Annotated in this window: 22 protein-coding genes and 1 tRNA gene; 5 read left to right on the forward strand and 18 right to left on the reverse strand. The window is 65.7% G+C overall.

Going from position 1 to position 14,668, the window contains the following annotated elements; translation table 11 throughout:
* Positions 1-2 precede the first annotated feature (2 nt).
* From rlmH to IP86_RS10610, 4 genes are all read right to left on the reverse strand, one after another.
* Positions 3-485 (reverse strand): 23S rRNA (pseudouridine(1915)-N(3))-methyltransferase RlmH, encoded by a 483-nt coding sequence (gene rlmH, locus IP86_RS10590; RefSeq protein ID WP_054162490.1) that lies wholly within the window; start codon positions 483-485, stop codon positions 3-5.
* Positions 486-599: 114 nt separating this feature from the next.
* Positions 600-971 (reverse strand): ribosome silencing factor, encoded by a 372-nt coding sequence (gene rsfS, locus IP86_RS28030; protein ID WP_156332463.1) that lies wholly within the window; start codon positions 969-971, stop codon positions 600-602.
* 227 nt (positions 972-1,198) lie between these two features.
* Entirely contained in the window at positions 1,199-1,828 is a 630-nt protein-coding gene (locus tag IP86_RS10605; protein WP_054162492.1) for a nicotinate-nucleotide adenylyltransferase, read from the reverse strand.
* 30 nt (positions 1,829-1,858) lie between these two features.
* Positions 1,859-3,151, reverse strand: a complete 1,293-nt coding sequence (locus IP86_RS10610) for a glutamate-5-semialdehyde dehydrogenase (protein WP_054162493.1) — start codon at positions 3,149-3,151, stop codon at positions 1,859-1,861.
* A 119-nt stretch (positions 3,152-3,270) separates the two neighbouring features.
* Between IP86_RS10610 and IP86_RS10615 the strand changes: the two genes are divergently transcribed.
* Both IP86_RS10615 and IP86_RS10620 read left to right on the forward strand, forming a co-directional pair.
* Positions 3,271-3,528: a type II toxin-antitoxin system ParD family antitoxin gene (locus IP86_RS10615; RefSeq protein ID WP_054162494.1), complete on the forward strand. Its 258-nt coding sequence runs from the start codon at positions 3,271-3,273 to the stop codon at positions 3,526-3,528.
* Positions 3,518-3,814 (forward strand): type II toxin-antitoxin system RelE/ParE family toxin, encoded by a 297-nt coding sequence (locus IP86_RS10620; protein ID WP_054162495.1) that lies wholly within the window; start codon positions 3,518-3,520, stop codon positions 3,812-3,814. The genes IP86_RS10615 and IP86_RS10620 overlap by 11 nt, the downstream gene beginning before the upstream one ends.
* Before the next feature lie 3 nt (positions 3,815-3,817).
* Here the strand turns inward: IP86_RS10620 and proB are convergent, their stop codons facing one another.
* Entirely contained in the window at positions 3,818-4,948 is a 1,131-nt protein-coding gene (proB, locus tag IP86_RS10625) for a glutamate 5-kinase (RefSeq protein WP_054162496.1), read from the reverse strand.
* Positions 4,949-5,083: 135 nt separating this feature from the next.
* Complete coding sequence (gene obgE, locus IP86_RS10630; RefSeq protein ID WP_054162497.1) at positions 5,084-6,145, reverse strand: GTPase ObgE; 1,062 nt, start codon at positions 6,143-6,145, stop codon at positions 5,084-5,086.
* Between the two features lie 161 nt (positions 6,146-6,306).
* Between obgE and IP86_RS10635 the strand changes: the two genes are divergently transcribed.
* A complete protein-coding gene (locus IP86_RS10635) occupies positions 6,307-7,215 on the forward strand; it encodes a DMT family transporter (protein ID WP_054162498.1) in 909 nt (302 codons plus the stop codon).
* A 5-nt stretch (positions 7,216-7,220) separates the two neighbouring features.
* Here the strand turns inward: IP86_RS10635 and IP86_RS29070 are convergent, their stop codons facing one another.
* From IP86_RS29070 to rplU, 5 genes are all read right to left on the reverse strand, one after another.
* The gene (locus tag IP86_RS29070) at positions 7,221-7,391 is read right to left on the reverse strand and encodes a hypothetical protein (protein ID WP_197279752.1); all 171 of its coding nucleotides are present in this window, start codon (positions 7,389-7,391) and stop codon (positions 7,221-7,223) included.
* A gap of 147 nt (positions 7,392-7,538) precedes the next feature.
* Positions 7,539-7,730 carry a hypothetical protein gene (locus tag IP86_RS10640; RefSeq protein WP_054162499.1) on the reverse strand — a complete coding sequence of 64 codons (192 nt, stop codon included), beginning with the start codon at positions 7,728-7,730 and terminating at the stop codon, positions 7,539-7,541.
* Positions 7,731-7,919: 189 nt separating this feature from the next.
* A complete protein-coding gene (locus tag IP86_RS10645; protein WP_054162585.1) occupies positions 7,920-8,516 on the reverse strand; it encodes a GNAT family N-acetyltransferase in 597 nt (198 codons plus the stop codon).
* 128 nt (positions 8,517-8,644) lie between these two features.
* Entirely contained in the window at positions 8,645-8,914 is a 270-nt protein-coding gene (gene rpmA, locus IP86_RS10650) for a 50S ribosomal protein L27 (RefSeq protein WP_011439148.1), read from the reverse strand.
* 87 nt (positions 8,915-9,001) lie between these two features.
* Positions 9,002-9,388 (reverse strand): 50S ribosomal protein L21, encoded by a 387-nt coding sequence (rplU, locus tag IP86_RS10655; RefSeq protein ID WP_054162586.1) that lies wholly within the window; start codon positions 9,386-9,388, stop codon positions 9,002-9,004.
* A 329-nt stretch (positions 9,389-9,717) separates the two neighbouring features.
* Here rplU and IP86_RS10660 point away from each other — a divergent pair, with 329 nt between their 5' ends.
* Both IP86_RS10660 and IP86_RS10665 read left to right on the forward strand, forming a co-directional pair.
* Positions 9,718-10,851, forward strand: coding sequence for an ROK family protein (locus IP86_RS10660; protein WP_054162500.1), 1,134 nt, complete (start codon positions 9,718-9,720; stop codon positions 10,849-10,851).
* A 191-nt stretch (positions 10,852-11,042) separates the two neighbouring features.
* Positions 11,043-11,132 (forward strand) — tRNA-Ser (locus tag IP86_RS10665).
* A gap of 129 nt (positions 11,133-11,261) precedes the next feature.
* Here IP86_RS10665 and IP86_RS10670 read toward each other — a convergent pair.
* From IP86_RS10670 to IP86_RS10700, 7 genes are read right to left on the reverse strand one after another with little or no spacing between them, the layout of a single operon-like run.
* Positions 11,262-11,663 (reverse strand): hypothetical protein, encoded by a 402-nt coding sequence (locus tag IP86_RS10670; protein ID WP_156332464.1) that lies wholly within the window; start codon positions 11,661-11,663, stop codon positions 11,262-11,264.
* Between the two features lie 27 nt (positions 11,664-11,690).
* The gene (locus IP86_RS10675) at positions 11,691-12,338 is read right to left on the reverse strand and encodes an ASCH domain-containing protein (protein WP_245290593.1); all 648 of its coding nucleotides are present in this window, start codon (positions 12,336-12,338) and stop codon (positions 11,691-11,693) included.
* Positions 12,339-12,373: 35 nt separating this feature from the next.
* Positions 12,374-12,841 carry a septal ring lytic transglycosylase RlpA family protein gene (locus IP86_RS10680; RefSeq protein WP_082363933.1) on the reverse strand — a complete coding sequence of 156 codons (468 nt, stop codon included), beginning with the start codon at positions 12,839-12,841 and terminating at the stop codon, positions 12,374-12,376.
* Positions 12,841-13,050 carry a hypothetical protein gene (locus IP86_RS10685; RefSeq protein ID WP_054162504.1) on the reverse strand — a complete coding sequence of 70 codons (210 nt, stop codon included), beginning with the start codon at positions 13,048-13,050 and terminating at the stop codon, positions 12,841-12,843. The genes IP86_RS10680 and IP86_RS10685 overlap by 1 nt, the downstream gene beginning before the upstream one ends.
* Positions 13,050-14,060: a phage late control D family protein gene (locus IP86_RS10690; RefSeq protein ID WP_054162505.1), complete on the reverse strand. Its 1,011-nt coding sequence runs from the start codon at positions 14,058-14,060 to the stop codon at positions 13,050-13,052. Before IP86_RS10690 ends, IP86_RS10685 begins: the two co-directional genes overlap by 1 nt.
* Entirely contained in the window at positions 14,057-14,293 is a 237-nt protein-coding gene (locus tag IP86_RS10695; protein ID WP_054162506.1) for a tail protein X, read from the reverse strand. The genes IP86_RS10690 and IP86_RS10695 overlap by 4 nt, the downstream gene beginning before the upstream one ends.
* Positions 14,290-14,667, reverse strand: coding sequence for a phage tail protein (locus tag IP86_RS10700; RefSeq protein WP_054162507.1), 378 nt, complete (start codon positions 14,665-14,667; stop codon positions 14,290-14,292). Before IP86_RS10700 ends, IP86_RS10695 begins: the two co-directional genes overlap by 4 nt.
* Position 14,668 lies beyond the last annotated feature (1 nt).

The following is a 14,668-nucleotide window of genomic DNA, read 5'->3' on the forward strand; positions in this document are numbered from 1 at the left end:
CGCTAGGCACGATGGTATGGATGTCCCGCCAAAATCGTCGCTGCCCGGTAGATCTGCTCCAGCAGCATCACACGGACCATCTGGTGCGGCCAAGTCGCGGCACCGAACGACAGGCAGAGCTTTGCCTTGCGCCGCAATTCAGGCAAAAGTCCGTCCGCTCCCCCGATCACGAAAATAGTACCGGGCACCGAGGCATCCCGCCAACGGCCGAGTTGTGCCGCAAAGGCGGCGCTGCCCAGGCTCTGGCCCCGCTCGTCCAGCGTCACCAAGATGCTTCCCTCGGCCATCAGCGCCGTAATCGCCGAGGCTTCTTCGGCCATGCGGGCTGCGGCATCACGGGCGCGGCTTTCACCGAGTTCATGGATGTCGAGCCCGCGGAAACCGAGTTTGCGGCCGATGTCGTCGAAGCGGCTCTTGTAGCGGTCGGCGAGGTCGCGCTCAGGACCCTGCTTGAATTTGCCGACGGCAATCACGGTCAGGCGCATAGGGTCAGACGCAAAGTGTCGCTCGATCCGGTGAAACCGTTTTATAGCGGCGCCAGGCGAAAAGCGCGACGCAGGACGCGCGCGCCATCGCGCGCGCGTTCGGGAGGGAAACTGCTACAGCGTCTTCGCGGGCTGCGGGCCCTGGGTCCACAAGCGCTCGAGATTGTAGAACTCGCGCACCTCCGGCCGGAACACGTGCACAACCACGTCGCCGCAATCCATCAGCACCCAATCGCAATTGGTCAGGCCCTCGACATGGATCTTGGCGACGCCCGCTTCCTTCAGCGCTTTGACGACGTTCTCGGCGATCGCACCGACATGGCGGTTGGCGCGCCCGCTGGTCACGACGACGTAATCGAACATCGCTGATTTGCCGCGGATATCGATGGCGATCGTTTCTTCCGCCTTCATGTCGTCGAGGCGGGAGAGGATCAGATTCAGCGTCTCCTCGGCCGCAAGCGGCGCTTTGGAGATCGCGCCGGACACCGGCGTTTCCGTCGTCCCGGCAGCGGGCGAAGTAACCGCCTTAGCTGCAGCGGCCTTCGATTTTTGCGGCTTGGCCGCAGCGGCCGTCGGCGCAGCCGACTTGGACAATACAGATGTGGTCAGGGACCTTTCCTTTCACTGTATCGTGCGCACCGAATCCCGGCGCCTGATCACCATACTAGGCATGTGGGGATGACGGTTTCAACAATCCAGAGACCGAGGTCGCTTCATTTCTTCCAACTTCCGTCGGGGTTCCGGAGCGCCGTCGAGGACACCGGCGATTTGAGCCCCGTGAGGAAGATCCATGACGGGGGCCGCTGATCAGCCAGCGTCGCGGCGGCAGCATTTGGCAGTCGGTACTGTCGTAGAGCCTGCGCAGCCGGAGCTGCCAGCGCGCGGAAGGTGGCGGGCGGCCGGTCGACGACGGCGATCGGCAGCGCATCCGCAATCGAGCGCCAACGCTGCCAGCGGTGGAACTGCGCCAGGTTGTCGGCTCCCATGACCCAGACGAACCGCGCGCCCGGGCAATGGCGACCCAAATAGGCCACCGTGTCGGCGGTGTAGCGGGTGCCGATCGCCGCCTCGAGGCAGCTCACCTGGATGCGCGGATCGTCGGCGACCGCCTCCGCGGCCGCCACGCGAGCGTCGAGTTCGCGTAGCGCCGACACATCCTTCAGGGGATTGCCGGGCGACACCAGCCACCAGATCCGGTCGAGCTTCAGCCGCGTCAGCGCGAAACGGCTGATCGCCCGGTGCGCCTCATGCGGCGGATTGAACGAGCCGCCGAGCAGGCCAATCCGCATGCCCCGGCTATACGCCGGAACAGCGCGCCGGGCCGCAACAGGGGCCGGCGTCAAACTACTCTCCACTCAGGGTGAGGCAGGATCTCACGGCCGGGTTTGCCCGGTGCCGTGCACCCGATACTTGAAGGTGGTGAGCTGCTCGGCGCCGACCGGACCCCGGGCATGGAATTTTCCGGTGGCGATGCCGATTTCCGCGCCGAAGCCGAATTCGCCGCCGTCGGCGAACTGGGTCGAAGCGTTGTGCAGCACGATCGCCGAATCCACCTCGGCGAGAAACTTGGCGGCGGCCTGTGCATCGTCGGCGACGATCGCGTCGGTGTGGTGCGAGCCATGCTGATGAATATGGGCGATCGCCGCGTCGACGCCGTCGACCAGCTTGGCGGCGATCACCGCATCGAGATACTCGGCGTCCCAATCCTGCTCGGCGGCCGGCGCGACGCGCGCGTCGACGCGCTGCACGGCCTCGTCGCCACGCACTTCGCAGCCGGAATCGATCAGCATGGTGATCAGCGGCGCCAGATGCGTCGCAGCCGCAGCGCGATCGACCAGCAGCGTCTCGGCGGCGCCGCAGACGCCGGTGCGGCGCATCTTGGCGTTGAGCACGATCGACTTCGCCATATCGAGATCGGCGCTGCGATCGACATAGACGTGATTGACGCCTTCGAGATGTGCGAACACCGGTACCCGCGCTTCGCTCTCGACCCGCGCCACCAGGCTCTTGCCGCCGCGCGGCACGATGACGTCGACGTTGCCTTCGAGCCCGGCGAGCAGCAGGCCGACGGCGGCGCGGTCGCGGGTTGGCACCAGCGTGATCGCCGCCTCGGGTAGTCCCGCTTCGCTCAGCCCCTGCACCAGGCAGTCATGGATCGCGCGACCGGAGCGGAAGCTCTCCGAGCCGCCGCGCAGGATGACGGCATTGCCGGATTTCAGGCACAGCACGCCAGCGTCGGCGGTGACGTTGGGGCGGCTCTCGTAGATCACCGCGACCACGCCGAGCGGCACCCGGACGCGCTCGATGGTCATGCCGTTCGGCCGCTGCCAGCTCTCCGTGACGATGCCGATCGGATCGGGAATGCCGCGCACCACCGCGATGCCTTCGGCCATCGCCTCGACCCGCGCCGGCGTCAACGTCAGCCGGTCGAGGAACGCCGAATTGGCGCCGGACGCCTTGGCGTCGGCGACATCCTCGGCATTGGCGGCGAGGATCTTGTCCGCGTGGGCGCGGATCGCCCGCTCCATCGCTTCCAGCGCGCGGTTCTTCTGCTCAGGCGGCGCCAGCGCCAGCACTCGTGCGGCAGCGCGGGCGCTGCGTCCGAGGTCGAGCATCAGCGTCGACAATTCGGCGCTGCCGTCGATGGCTTTGAGCGAGGCGGTCATGACAGGAACCTGAGAAATCTGTTGTGCGTCATGTAAATAGGCGGAAATTGCCGGTACGCCAAGCTGGTTGCAGGCAAACCGGGCGCTGACTATCGTTTGTGTGTTGTCAGGAGGCGCAGATGGCCGACACCTTCAAGCTGGACGAGCACTCCGCGGCGTTTGTCGAGAGCTTGGTCGAAAGCGGCCGCTACGAGAGCGCCGACGACGTCGTGCGCGACAGCCTGCGCCAGATGCAGGCGCGCGAAGCCAAGCTCGAGGCGCTGCGGGCGGAGATCCAGAAGGGGCTGGACAGCGGGCCGATGGAAGATGTCGGCGATATGTTCGAGCGCATCAAAGCTGAAGGCCGCAAGCGGCTGGCAGCGGAACGTGGCCAATAGAGCGCAGAAGAGTCCTCAGGCCGAGCGCGACATCGCCGCGATCTGGCGTTTCGTCGCTGGCGATAACGTCAAAGCTGCGGACCGGCTTCCCGATCACATCGAGAAGGTGTTCGACGTCCTGGCGCAATCACCGTTGCTCGGACGATCGCGGCCGGAGCTGTCGCCGGAACTGCGCAGCTTTCCATCTGGAAGTTACGTACTGTACTACGTTCCGTTAAAAGATGGAGTGGCTGTCGTCCGCGTCCTGCACGGACGGCAAGACGTTTCCGCCGAAGATTTTAAGTGAGCATCACGCCGGCGCCGTGCCGACCACCAGATCATCGCGGTGGATCATCTCGGCGCGACCGGTGATGCCGAGGATCATCATCACGTCGGACGACGAGCGGCCCTTGATCTTGTCGGCATCGTCGGCGTCGTAGGCGACCAGGCCGCGGCCAATTTCATGCGTATCCGGGCCGCGCACGATCACGGCGTCGCCGCGGGCGAACTGGCCGTCGATCCGGATTACGCCGGCCGGCAGCAGGCTCTTGCCGGCGCGAAGAGCCACGACGGCGCCTGCGTCGATCGTCAGCGTCCCCTTCGGCTCCAGCGAACCAGCAATCCAGCGCTTTCGCGCGGTGACCGGATTGGCCGGCGTCAGGAACCAGGTGCACGGGCCGCCCTCGGCGATCGCCTTCAGCGGATGATCGATCTTGCCCGACGCGATCAGCATGTGGGTGCCGGCGCTGGTGGCGATCTTGCCGGCCTCGATCTTGGTTTGCATCCCGCCGCGCGAAAGCTCTGAGCCTGCGGCGCCGGCCATGCCTTCGATTTCGGCGGTGATCGATTCGACCACCGGGATCAGCGTCGCATCGGGATTGCTGCCGGGCGGCGCGGTGTAGAGACCGTCGATGTCGGACAGCAGGATCAGCAGGTCGGCGCTCGCCATGGTGGCGACGCGGGCGGCGAGGCGGTCATTGTCGCCGTAGCGGATCTCGGTGGTGGCGACGGTGTCGTTCTCGTTGATCACCGGCACCGCGCGCCATTCCAGCAGCTTGCCGATGGTCGAACGGGCGTTGAGATAGCGGCGGCGCTCCTCGGTGTCCTGGAAGGTGACCAGAATCTGTCCGGCGCCGATATCGTGGGCGCCGAGCACTTCGGACCAGGTGCGTGCCAGAGCAATCTGGCCGACCGCAGCGGCGGCCTGGCTCTCTTCGAGCTTGAGCGGCCCGCGCGGTAGCTTCAGCCGGCTGCGGCCCAGCGCGATCGAGCCCGAGGAGACGATCATGACGTCGCGGCCGCCGCGATGCAGTTCGGCGATGTCGGCGGCGAGTGCGGCAAGCCACCCGGCCCGGACCTCCCCGGCGTTCGAGTCGATCAGCAGCGAGGAGCCGACCTTGACGACGATACGGCGGAAATCGTGAAGCTTCGGGCTGGCCATTGGGACTATCGAACGGGATGAAGGACGGAACGCATCGGCGGCGTGCCGTCGACAAGCGAGCCCGTTTTGCAGCAGCAACTCCGCCGGTGCAAGCGCGCCGGCTTAGTCTTACGCGAAAGGCGCAGAGTGCCGAGTTCAGGCGTCCTGCGGCACCCACGGCTTGGCGTCCGCCGGATTGTCCGCGGTGCCGATCGCCTTGTCGGACACCGGCGCTTCGCTGACCACGATAGCAAGCGCGCGCAGCGCCTCCGCCACGCCGGTGCCAGAGATGCCCGAGATCAGCAGCGGTGTCTTCTTGGCGGCGCGCTTGAGCCGATCCTTCTGCTTCTTCAGCTCGTCCGGCTCGACCGCGTCGATCTTGTTGAGCGCCACGATCTCGATCTTGTCCGCCAGCGTTTCCGCATAGGCTTCGAGCTCGCCCCGCACCGTCTTGTAAGCCTTGCCGGCGTGCTCGCAGGTGGCATCGACCAGATGCAGCAACACCCGGCAGCGTTCGACATGGCCGAGGAAGCGGTCGCCGAGGCCCGCGCCTTCATGCGCGCCCTCGATCAGGCCGGGAATGTCCGCGAGCACGAACTCACGGCCGTCGCTGTTCACGACGCCGAGCTGCGGGTGCAGCGTCGTGAACGGATAATCGGCGATCTTCGGCTTGGCGGCGCTGACCTTGGACAGGAAGGTCGATTTGCCGGCGTTCGGCAGACCGACCAGGCCGGCGTCGGCGATCAGCTTCAACCGCAGCCAGATCCAGCGCTCCTCGCCCGGCAGGCCCGGATTAGCGTGGCGCGGCGCGCGGTTGGTCGAGGATTTGAAGTGCGCGTTGCCGAAGCCGCCATTGCCGCCCTCGGCCAGCACGAAGCGCTCGCCGACCTTGGTGAAGTCGTGGATCAGCGTCTCTTTGTCTTCGTCGAAGATCTGGGTGCCGACCGGGACCTTCAGCACCACGTCCTTGCCATTGGCGCCGTGGCGGTCGCTGCCCATGCCGTTGACGCCCTTCTGGGCCTTGAAGTGCTGCTGATAGCGATAGTCGATCAGCGTATTGAGCCCATCGGCCGCCTCGACGATGACGTCGCCGCCGCGGCCGCCATTGCCGCCGTTGGGGCCGCCGAACTCGATGAACTTCTCGCGGCGGAACGCCACGCAGCCGTTCCCGCCGTCACCGGAGCGGATGTAAACCTTGGCTTCATCGAGAAATTTCATGGGCTATCCGTATCCCAGGGGCAGGGTGCGCGGCAACAGCCGCGATCGGGCGGGAGCGCGCTGTTCGGTCCCGTCTTCGAGCCTTGCGCCGCCTCGATCCGCTGGCGATAAGCGCCTGCCGCCGCGTTCCTTCGCCGGCTCCGCAAAGGTACCCGAGCGATATGGGGTTGCTTCGAAAATTGTCCACCGGCCCCGGCGATCATGGCGCGCACGGCGCCGGCATCGCCCTGATGCTGCTGGCGATGCTGGCATTTTCGTTCGGCGACGCGCTCGGCAAGAAGGTGGTGGCGACCTATCCGGTCGGCGAGTTGCTGCTGCTGCGCGCGATCGCCGGGCTGATCGTGCTGGCGCCGCTGATCTGGCGGCAACGGGCGGCGTTCCGCTCCCTCGAACGGCCGGGCCTGCAACTGTTGCGGACCCTGATCGCAGCCTGCGAGGTCGCGGCGTTCTTCATCGCGACCATCTATCTGCCGCTCGCCGACGTCATTACCTTCTATCTGGCGTCCGCGTTGTTCGTATCGGTCGGCGCCGCGCTGTTTCTCGGTGAGCGAATCGACCGGACGCGGGCGGTGGTGATCGTCGTCGGCTTCGGCGGCGTGCTGATCGCGCTGCAGCCATCGCCGCAGACAATGACTTGGCCGGCGCTGATCGCAATTCTCGCGAGCGTGCTGTTCGCCGCGCTGCTGCTGATCACCCGATTCCTGCGCCAGACGCCCGCGATGGTGCTGGCGTCGCAGCAATTCATCGGCACCGCGCTGCTCGGCGCGGTGCTGATGGCGCCGTCCGGCTGGATGACGCCGGCGCCGGTCGATTGGCTGTGGTTCGGGCTGGCGGGTATCGTCTCGGCGGTGGCGCTGCTGTGCGTCAATCGCTCGCTCGGCCTCGCGCCGGCGAGCGTGGTGGTGCCGTATCAGTACACGATGATCATCTTCGCGGCGGCCTTCGGCTGGCTGGTGTTCGGCGATGTACCGACACTGCCGACCGTGATCGGCGGCGCGGTCATTATCGGTGCAGGCCTGTTCCTGGCGCTGCGCGATCGCAGCACGAGATCCGAGGAACCGAAAGCCTGATTAAGCTACGCGAGCGTCAGCTTGAGGCTCGCGAAGCGCTCGGCGAGCTGGCGGGCGCGCTCGCGGCGCTCCTCCGAAAGCAGCTGGCGTTCGAGGGTTTCGAAGGCGTCGAGATCGCGGCGAAATTCTTCGGGCACCGGGTGAGCGGCGGCGGTCTGTTCGATCGAATCGGACATATCAACCTCCTGCTGGACAGGTCTTCCAACTACACCGAATGCCTTAAGGCCGGGTGTGTCCGGGGGAGCGGAAGAAGAGAAGATGGCGTCTGGTTAAGCCTCTGCGAACGCAGCCTGGGCGGAGCACGAGGCTCCGCCGGCGCTCCTTCAGATGCCGAAGCGGCGGTCGAGATCGACGAAGCGGAAGCTGAGCTGTTCGGTGCGCTCGCGATGCTGCTCTGCGCGCGCGGCGCGTTCGGAGATTTCGGCGGCCGTGATCTCGGGGGCACTGTCGGCCGGCTTGATATCATCGGCGAGGTCGCGGGCAAGAACGGCTTGGATGTAGCGGTGGGTCAGCATGTCGAACTCCCTGTGTGGACGTCCGTGCTAAGCGACCGCGACCAGCCTGCGTACTCGGGAGGGCCCGAGTGTGCGGTGGCCTGGTTAAGCATTGCTAGCCAGGAGAGGGCGACTTGCAGCAGTCGAATTAAAACGGCCGGGCGACCCCGGCCGTGCATGTCTTCCGGAAGCTGTACGGTGCGATATGCGTTAGCGGCTGCGCCGGGTCCTGCCCCAGCTCTTCAGCGACGACCACACGCCGCGGGTCAGGCGGAAGCAGTCGACCGGCGTCGACGAGCCGATCGCTTCCATCCGGTGCAGTTCGACCCCGGTCCATTGGAAGCCGCACTTCTCGAGCACGTTGCGCGACGCCGGGTTGATCACCCGCGCGGCCGAGATCATCTGCTTGACCGGATATTCCTCGAAGGTGAGGTCGATCACCGCGCGCGCCGCTTCGGTGGCGTAGCCGTTGCCCCAATGCTCGGTGCCGAGCCAATAGCCGAGCTCCGGCGCCTCGCAGTTGCGCCAGTCGACGCCGACCATGCCGACCGGTTCGTCATCGGCCTCGATCAGGAAGACTGTTTCGTGGTCCTGGCCCAGCGAGGTGACGAAGCGGGCCGCGTCGTCGCGCGTGTAGGGATGTGGCAGCCGGCGGGTCATCTCGGCGACCCGGCGATCATTGGCGAGGCGAGCAATCGCCTTGACGTCCGCGAGAGCCGGCTTGCGCAGCGTCAGCCGCTCGGTCTCGAGGACGCAAGGTCTCGCCTCGCGCAACGAGGGTGTTGGTGTCGGGATTTCCTGCAACATCGCGGGCTCCTGATGCATCAAACAAATTGGACGCAAACGAAAGGGGAGGTCGGTTGTCCCGCCTCCCCTGGAGCCCTTGGTGCTCCGCCGGTTTGTCAGGACCCGGCGGACACTTGTTTGTCCACCGTCTATTCGGCCGCCTGCGCAATCGGAAGAACCGATACGAAGGTGCGGCCGTTGGCTTTGGCGCGGAATTCGACGCGGCCTTCCACCTTGGCGAACAAGGTGTGATCCGTGCCCATGCCGACGTTGAGGCCGGGGTGCCAGGTGGTGCCGCGCTGACGCGCGATGATGTTGCCGGGAATCACGTGTTCGCCGCCGTAAGCCTTGATCCCGAGGCGCTTGCCCGCAGAATCACGCCCGTTACGCGATGAACCGCCTGCCTTTTTGTGAGCCATGGCTCGTCTCCAAAATCCAAATTCTACCTAGACGATTTCCGTGACGGAATCATCCACTGATTTGACACAGCTGCCGCGCGTCGCCGCTTATTCGGCGGCTTCGGCTGCCGGAGCGGTTTCGGCCTTGGCGCGCTTCGGCCGCGGACCGACCGTGGGCTTCTTGCCGTCGGCCAGGATCTCGGTGATGCGGAGCACCGTGATCTCGTCGCGATAGCCGCGCTTGCGCTTCGAATTCTTGCGGCGGCGCTTCTTGAAGGCGATCACCTTCGGGCCGCGCTTGTGGTCCAGCACCTCGGCCGCGACGGTCGCGCCGGCCACGGTGGGGGCGCCGAGCACCGGGGTATCACCGCCCAGCACCAGCACTTCGCCGAGCTGCACGATGGTGCCGACTTCGCCTTCGATCTTGCCTACTTCGAGCACATCTTCCGGAACGACGCGGTACTGCCGGCCGCCGGTTTTGATGACTGCGAACATCGTTTTCATCCTTCGTGTTCGATCCCAGCCTCGGACGAACCGGGCCGGCTTTTTGGTCAGTCGTTGTGGGTAGCGACCGCAAGGGCCGCCGGTCTATGCGAAAGGCCTCGCCCTCTTTTGGGGCTTCGGCACGGGCGCACAAAGCAATTCGGCGCGGGACCTGCCCACGCCGGGTGCTCGACTTATAGCGGCGGGCCGCCACCCGTCAAGGCCAAAACAGCAAAAACCCGAATCGCCTCAAGCACAAGCCAGTGCCGCGATGTCTCGGGGGGGGGTGCAACCAACCGGTTCCGTCGCCGTTGTCAGGCGGCTTCATACGGGGAAACAGAATGGCTGAGGATATCTTGACAACGACGACCGCCGGCATTGCCGCCCACGGCTCCGCCCGGCTGCCGTCGGTCGACGTCGACACCTATAATATCGAACTCAAGGACGACGACGGCTTTCTCGGCGACCGCGCCTCGAAGGGCGCATTTCAGCGCATCCTGGACGCTTCGCGCAAGCCGCTGAAAAAGAATGGCGACGATCCGCTCGGCAAGAAAGACACCAAGGAAATCAGCAAGAGCACGCTCGACGAGCTGCTGGTGGGCGACGACGTCGCGGCCGCCGCGCTGGTGCACGGCGCGATCGAGGAATTCGCCCAGGAGCTGGCTTACGTCACGCGGCGGTTCCTCAAGAGCAAGGCCTGGACCGACACCGAATGCATCGTGGTCGGCGGCGGCTTCCGCCAGAGCCGAGTGGGCGAACTGGCGATCGCCCGCACCGACATTCTGCTCAAGGCTGAAGGCTTCAAGATCGATCTGGTGCCGATTCGCCATCATCCCGACGAAGCCGGCCTGATCGGCTGCCTGCATCTGGCGCCGTCCTGGATCTTTGAAGGCCACGACAGCATCCTGGCGGTCGATATCGGCGGCTCCAACATCCGCTGCGGCGTGGTCGAGACCAGCTGGAAGAAGGCCAAGGACCTGTCCAAGGCCTCGGTCTGGAAGTCCGACCTGTGGCGCCACGCCGACGACGAGCCGACCCGCGAGGGTGCCGTCAAGCGGCTGACCAAGATGCTGAAAGACCTGATCGCCGACGCCGAGAAGGAGGGCTTCAAGCTGGCTCCGTTCATCGGCATCTCATGTCCTGGCGTCATTAACGACGACGGCACCATCGAGAAGGGCGCCCAGAACCTGCCGGGCAACTGGGAGAGCAGCAAATTCCACCTACCGCGCAGCCTGGTCGAAGGCATCCCGACGATCGGAGACCATGATACCGCGATCCTGATGCACAATGACGGCGTGGCGCAGGGCCTCAGCGAAGTGCCGTTCATGCAGGAGTTCACCCGCTGGGGTGTTCTGACGATCGGCACCGGCCTCGGCAACGCCCGCTTCACCAATCGCAAGCCGAAGGAAAAGGCCAAGAAAGACAAGGACAAAGACAAGGGGAAGGAAAAGGACCGCAAGGAGAAGGAGGACTGACCAGGGGCTGGGCTGACGCGATTGCACGGGGGCACAGCGCCGCCTCCTCGGCTTGGAGGCCGAGGCTGCAACGGCCGGCGCAGGCCGACAGTTTTATGGCGAAGCCCCATTGCCCCGCTTGTGAATCCGGCGCGGCTCCCTTAAGAACAGCGCCGACCACAACGGGCCGCAAGGCCCGGTATCGGCGCCGCGGAGAGGTGGCAGAGTGGTTGATTGTACCGCACTCGAAATGCGGCATAGGTGCAAGCCTATCGGGGGTTCGAATCCCCCCCTCTCCGCCAGTTTCTGTTTCCTATCCGCCAGTTTGAGATCGCGGAACGGCAGTTATCGCTGCTGGAAAAGAATTCTGAGAAAGCAATCCATCCCGCTCCAGTTGTAGCGCGCAAAATCGAATGGCAGCGCGCGCAAGATCAAGTGGCAACGGTTTGAGGCGGTTCATCGGCGGATGAAGACGCCGTTAAGCCCTCTTCAAGGGCCGCCTCGATCATCGCATTGAAGGCACTGGACAGGCCGCACCACACCCTCGGTGCCGGCCCGGCCTCGTAGGCATCCGCCGCAGCGTAGGCAGCATCAACCATGGCCTTCGTCGGCCCCAGCAGGGCACGGATGGCAGCGCGGGCGGCCTTCAGCCGCTTCGTCTGCGCAATGTGCTCGTAGGCGTCGTCGGTATTGTCGAATTCAAGCCGCGTCCCATCGGAATAGACCAGCTCATAGGTCTCCACCCCATCGACCAGGCGCGTCAGCCTCATCTTCCAGCTGATCTCGGCGCTCTCAATCGCGTTCACGACCTGCTCAAGTTTCGAGCCGTCCATGCCCATCCCTCCAACCGCCGCCAGGCGTTACGTGAAATTCCAGAAGCCTTGCGCCCCCGCGGCCGGGATCGGCGACGGGAAGGCCTGTACGTCCGTCAGCGGCCAAGCGTACATGTGCTCGTCGATCCGCGTGCTGTCTGCCACCGTGTCGACGAAAAGGTCGATGCAGCGCCGCGGCTGGCCCAGCACGGCGGTGCCCAGGGCGACGCCGAGCGGCGCCGGTCCGGTCTCCTTGCGGCGGCGCGCCGCCAGCAGCTCCTCAACGAACGGCCGCGCGATCGCCGCATCGAGCGCGCTTTCGCCTTCCTCGATCCGATCCAGGATGTCGGTCAGCTCGGCGGGACGAACCGGTCGGGCGCCGCCGTGGATGACGATGCGCTGTCCGATCAGCTTGGCGAGGTGTGGCCGGTCGGCGAAGCTCCAGCGCCGAAACTCGTGGGGCTTCGCCCCGATCATCACCAGCGACGCCCAGGGCTGCCAGATCGTCAAAGCCTTCATTCCTGGCGGCAGATCGAGCGCAGTTCGGCCGGCTTCCATAGCCTCGACGACCCGCACCGCCTCGCGGTGGTTCTCACTGAGGCGGCCGGTCGTCTCAAAGGACTCGTAGACCGCCGCCTGCAACGGCCTCGGCACCATCCGCCAGTGGCTGGCGCACATGAACACCTGTTGCGGCACGGCTGCCGAGCAGCCCGCGATCGGGCAGCAGTGCGTCATGACGGGCCTCCCGCCACCTCGCACGCCACCCGCCCGACGCCGACCTTACGGGTGATGCCGATCGCCCGCGCGGCGCCTTCGGAGAGGTCGAGGACACGGCCGCGGATGAACGGGCCGCGGTCGTTGACGGTCACAGTCACTCTGCGGCCGTTGTGGGTCACCCGCAGCCGCGTCCGGAACGGCAGACAGCGGTGCGCGGCGGTCATGGCCTCGGGATTGAAGCGCTCGCCGGAAGCAGTCTGCGTGCCCGACTCGCTGCCGTAGAACGACGCCAAGCCATCGCAGCGGCGATCACAGGCAGCGGCTGTCGCCGGCTTGACCAGCAGCCAGAGCGCAGCCCCCAGCAGCAGCAGCGCAATCAGCCAGCATGCGGTTACGATGCCACCTAAAGGCCGTCCCATCTCCATCGGGAGATGCAAGATCGCACGAAGAGAGCCGTCGAAGTTGCGCCACGGCCGCCCCATTACAGCGGCGCCTTCATATCGGCCGGCCGCACCGCCTGATCGTGCAGCACGCGAAGGCCGGCGCAGATCTGCTGAAGCACGGCTTCACCGATGGTGAGGTCGATCACAACGCCGCCGGTCATGCCGGTGCGGCGATCGGACATCTCGGCCTGGTGCTCGATCGCCCGAGCGATCTCCGCGAAGGTCGGGCCAGCGTGGCTTGTACTCATCAACTCTCTCCCTCGGCGCCTTTCCCTTCGGCCGGCGCCTTGACCGTGATGGTGGACAGGACGGGCTGACCTTTTGCCCAAGTGGTCGCGATCGACTCCGACAGCCAAGTGCCGTCGATGCCATCGCGAAATCCGGTTGCGATCACCTTGGCGCCGGCCGACCAAGTCGGGTTGTAGGCCCAGACGAAATGACCGCCGCCGGTCAGCATGTTGAGGGCGCGGCCGTGCGCCTCGGCGGCGCGCTTGGCTTCGTCCTCACTCGCGCGCGGATGCAGCAGCGTGTGAGTTGGTCCATCCGCGCCGGTCGAGTAGCGGATCGACTTGCGCTTGCCGCTCTTCGGATCGTGCCAACTCGCCTCGATCTTGCCGTACCGCGGCCGCGGCTCACCCTTGATGCGCCAGCCCGAGCATCCGGCCCGGGTGATGTTGATCGCCGGCAGTTCGCCACCGTCCGCGCCTTTGCCAGAGCCGCGCTTGGTCACCGCCAGTTTCTGGCCGCCGGGCTTCACGATGCCGCCGGCTTCGAAGGCGATGCGCTGCGCGAAGTCGATCGGGCTGTTCTCCCAGCGCAGCACGTAAGGCAGCTTGACCTTCGCCAGCTCCGGGTCGATCGCGAGCGACAACTTCGCCGCCTTCGCTGTGTCTTCCAGCACTTGGCCGAGCGTGGAATCGTGCCAGTGCTTCATGCCCCCGGCCTTGAACTCGCCCGACATGGTGGCGGCGCGGGCCGTCATCTTCATCGTTTCGGCGCCGTTCTCGCAGCCCGAATCCCAGCCGTTGACCTTGAAGGCGCCGATCATCGGCGCGATCGTCTCCTTGTAGCCGGCGAACACGATCAGCAGATCGTCTTCCTGCGGCAACGGGATTTGGCCGTAATTGTCGTCGACCTCGATCTCGAACTCGTCGTCCTCGCCTCCGGCGTTGTCGGTGAAGGTGGCGCTGACGAACACCTTCGCCATGCCCAGCATCAAGTCGACGTCGCCCTTCATCACCTTCAGGATCGGCGTCATGCGTCACCCCAGATGCGCTTGATGGTGGGCCGCTTTGGGCCGCTGCTCGGCCGCGCCGGCAGCTTGATCCGGGTGCCTAGTGGCAGTAGCCAACCGAGCGCCGCAAGGCCGGGGTTGAGCGACAGGATGCTCTCGACCGCGCCGTCGCGTTCGCTGCCAAGCTCGGATTTCGCGATCCGGTCAAGCCGTTCGCCGTCACGCCGGACGATGTAAAGCCTGTCGAAGGTGCTCATCCGTAGTAGCCCTTCAAATCGACCGTAAACGCCACCTTCTTGCCGCCGTAGGACTCGACATCCGAAAGCCGCTCGATCGTCACCGCGCCCAGCACAGCAGCCGAGAAGCTCCGCCCCATGCGGATCAAAGGCAGCGGTCGCAGTGCGAACTGCGCGGCGCGTAGCCCCTCGTAATCCGGCAGCCCGCCGAGCTGATCTGGATAAAGCACCCCGCGGATCGACATCTCGGGCCGCTTCATGCCGTGCATCTGCGCGCCATCCATCAGACCAAAGCGAGGGACCTCGGCCACGATGGCTTCGCTGCTCGTGTCGATCTCCTGGTGGTTGAGCCCGATTACCTGGAAGACGTGCGGTCCGATCGCCATCAGCGCCATG

The sequence above is a fragment of the Rhodopseudomonas sp. AAP120 genome (genome assembly GCF_001295845.1).
In the GTDB taxonomy this organism is placed as follows: domain Bacteria; phylum Pseudomonadota; class Alphaproteobacteria; order Rhizobiales; family Xanthobacteraceae; genus Rhodopseudomonas.

Bases quoted from the DNA above. Each gene is read 5' to 3' on its own strand.
- IP86_RS29070 (WP_197279752.1), bottom strand. From the start codon at position 7,391: ATGTCCGATTCGATCGAACAGACCGCCGCCGCTCACCCGGTGCCCGAA.
- IP86_RS10640 (WP_054162499.1), bottom strand. From the start codon at position 7,730: ATGCTGACCCACCGCTACATCCAAGCCGTTCTTGCCCGCGACCTCGCC.
- IP86_RS10685 (WP_054162504.1), bottom strand. From the start codon at position 13,050: ATGAGTACAAGCCACGCTGGCCCGACCTTCGCGGAGATCGCTCGGGCG.
- IP86_RS10690 (WP_054162505.1), bottom strand. From the start codon at position 14,060: ATGACGCCGATCCTGAAGGTGATGAAGGGCGACGTCGACTTGATGCTG.
- IP86_RS10610 (WP_054162493.1), bottom strand. From the start codon at position 3,151: ATGACCGCCTCGCTCAAAGCCATCGACGGCAGCGCCGAATTGTCGACG.
- rplU (WP_054162586.1), bottom strand. From the start codon at position 9,388: ATGTTCGCAGTCATCAAAACCGGCGGCCGGCAGTACCGCGTCGTTCCG.
- IP86_RS10635 (WP_054162498.1), top strand. From the start codon at position 6,307: ATGGGGTTGCTTCGAAAATTGTCCACCGGCCCCGGCGATCATGGCGCG.
- IP86_RS10670 (WP_156332464.1), bottom strand. From the start codon at position 11,663: ATGGACGGCTCGAAACTTGAGCAGGTCGTGAACGCGATTGAGAGCGCC.
- proB (WP_054162496.1), bottom strand. From the start codon at position 4,948: ATGGCCAGCCCGAAGCTTCACGATTTCCGCCGTATCGTCGTCAAGGTC.
- IP86_RS10700 (WP_054162507.1), bottom strand. From the start codon at position 14,667: ATGGCGCTGATGGCGATCGGACCGCACGTCTTCCAGGTAATCGGGCTC.
- IP86_RS10695 (WP_054162506.1), bottom strand. From the start codon at position 14,293: ATGAGCACCTTCGACAGGCTTTACATCGTCCGGCGTGACGGCGAACGG.
- IP86_RS10660 (WP_054162500.1), top strand. From the start codon at position 9,718: ATGGCTGAGGATATCTTGACAACGACGACCGCCGGCATTGCCGCCCAC.
- IP86_RS10615 (WP_054162494.1), top strand. From the start codon at position 3,271: ATGGCCGACACCTTCAAGCTGGACGAGCACTCCGCGGCGTTTGTCGAG.
- rlmH (WP_054162490.1), bottom strand. From the start codon at position 485: ATGCGCCTGACCGTGATTGCCGTCGGCAAATTCAAGCAGGGTCCTGAG.
- obgE (WP_054162497.1), bottom strand. From the start codon at position 6,145: ATGAAATTTCTCGATGAAGCCAAGGTTTACATCCGCTCCGGTGACGGC.
- IP86_RS10645 (WP_054162585.1), bottom strand. From the start codon at position 8,516: ATGTTGCAGGAAATCCCGACACCAACACCCTCGTTGCGCGAGGCGAGA.
- rpmA (WP_011439148.1), bottom strand. From the start codon at position 8,914: ATGGCTCACAAAAAGGCAGGCGGTTCATCGCGTAACGGGCGTGATTCT.
- IP86_RS10680 (WP_082363933.1), bottom strand. From the start codon at position 12,841: ATGGGGCGGCCGTGGCGCAACTTCGACGGCTCTCTTCGTGCGATCTTG.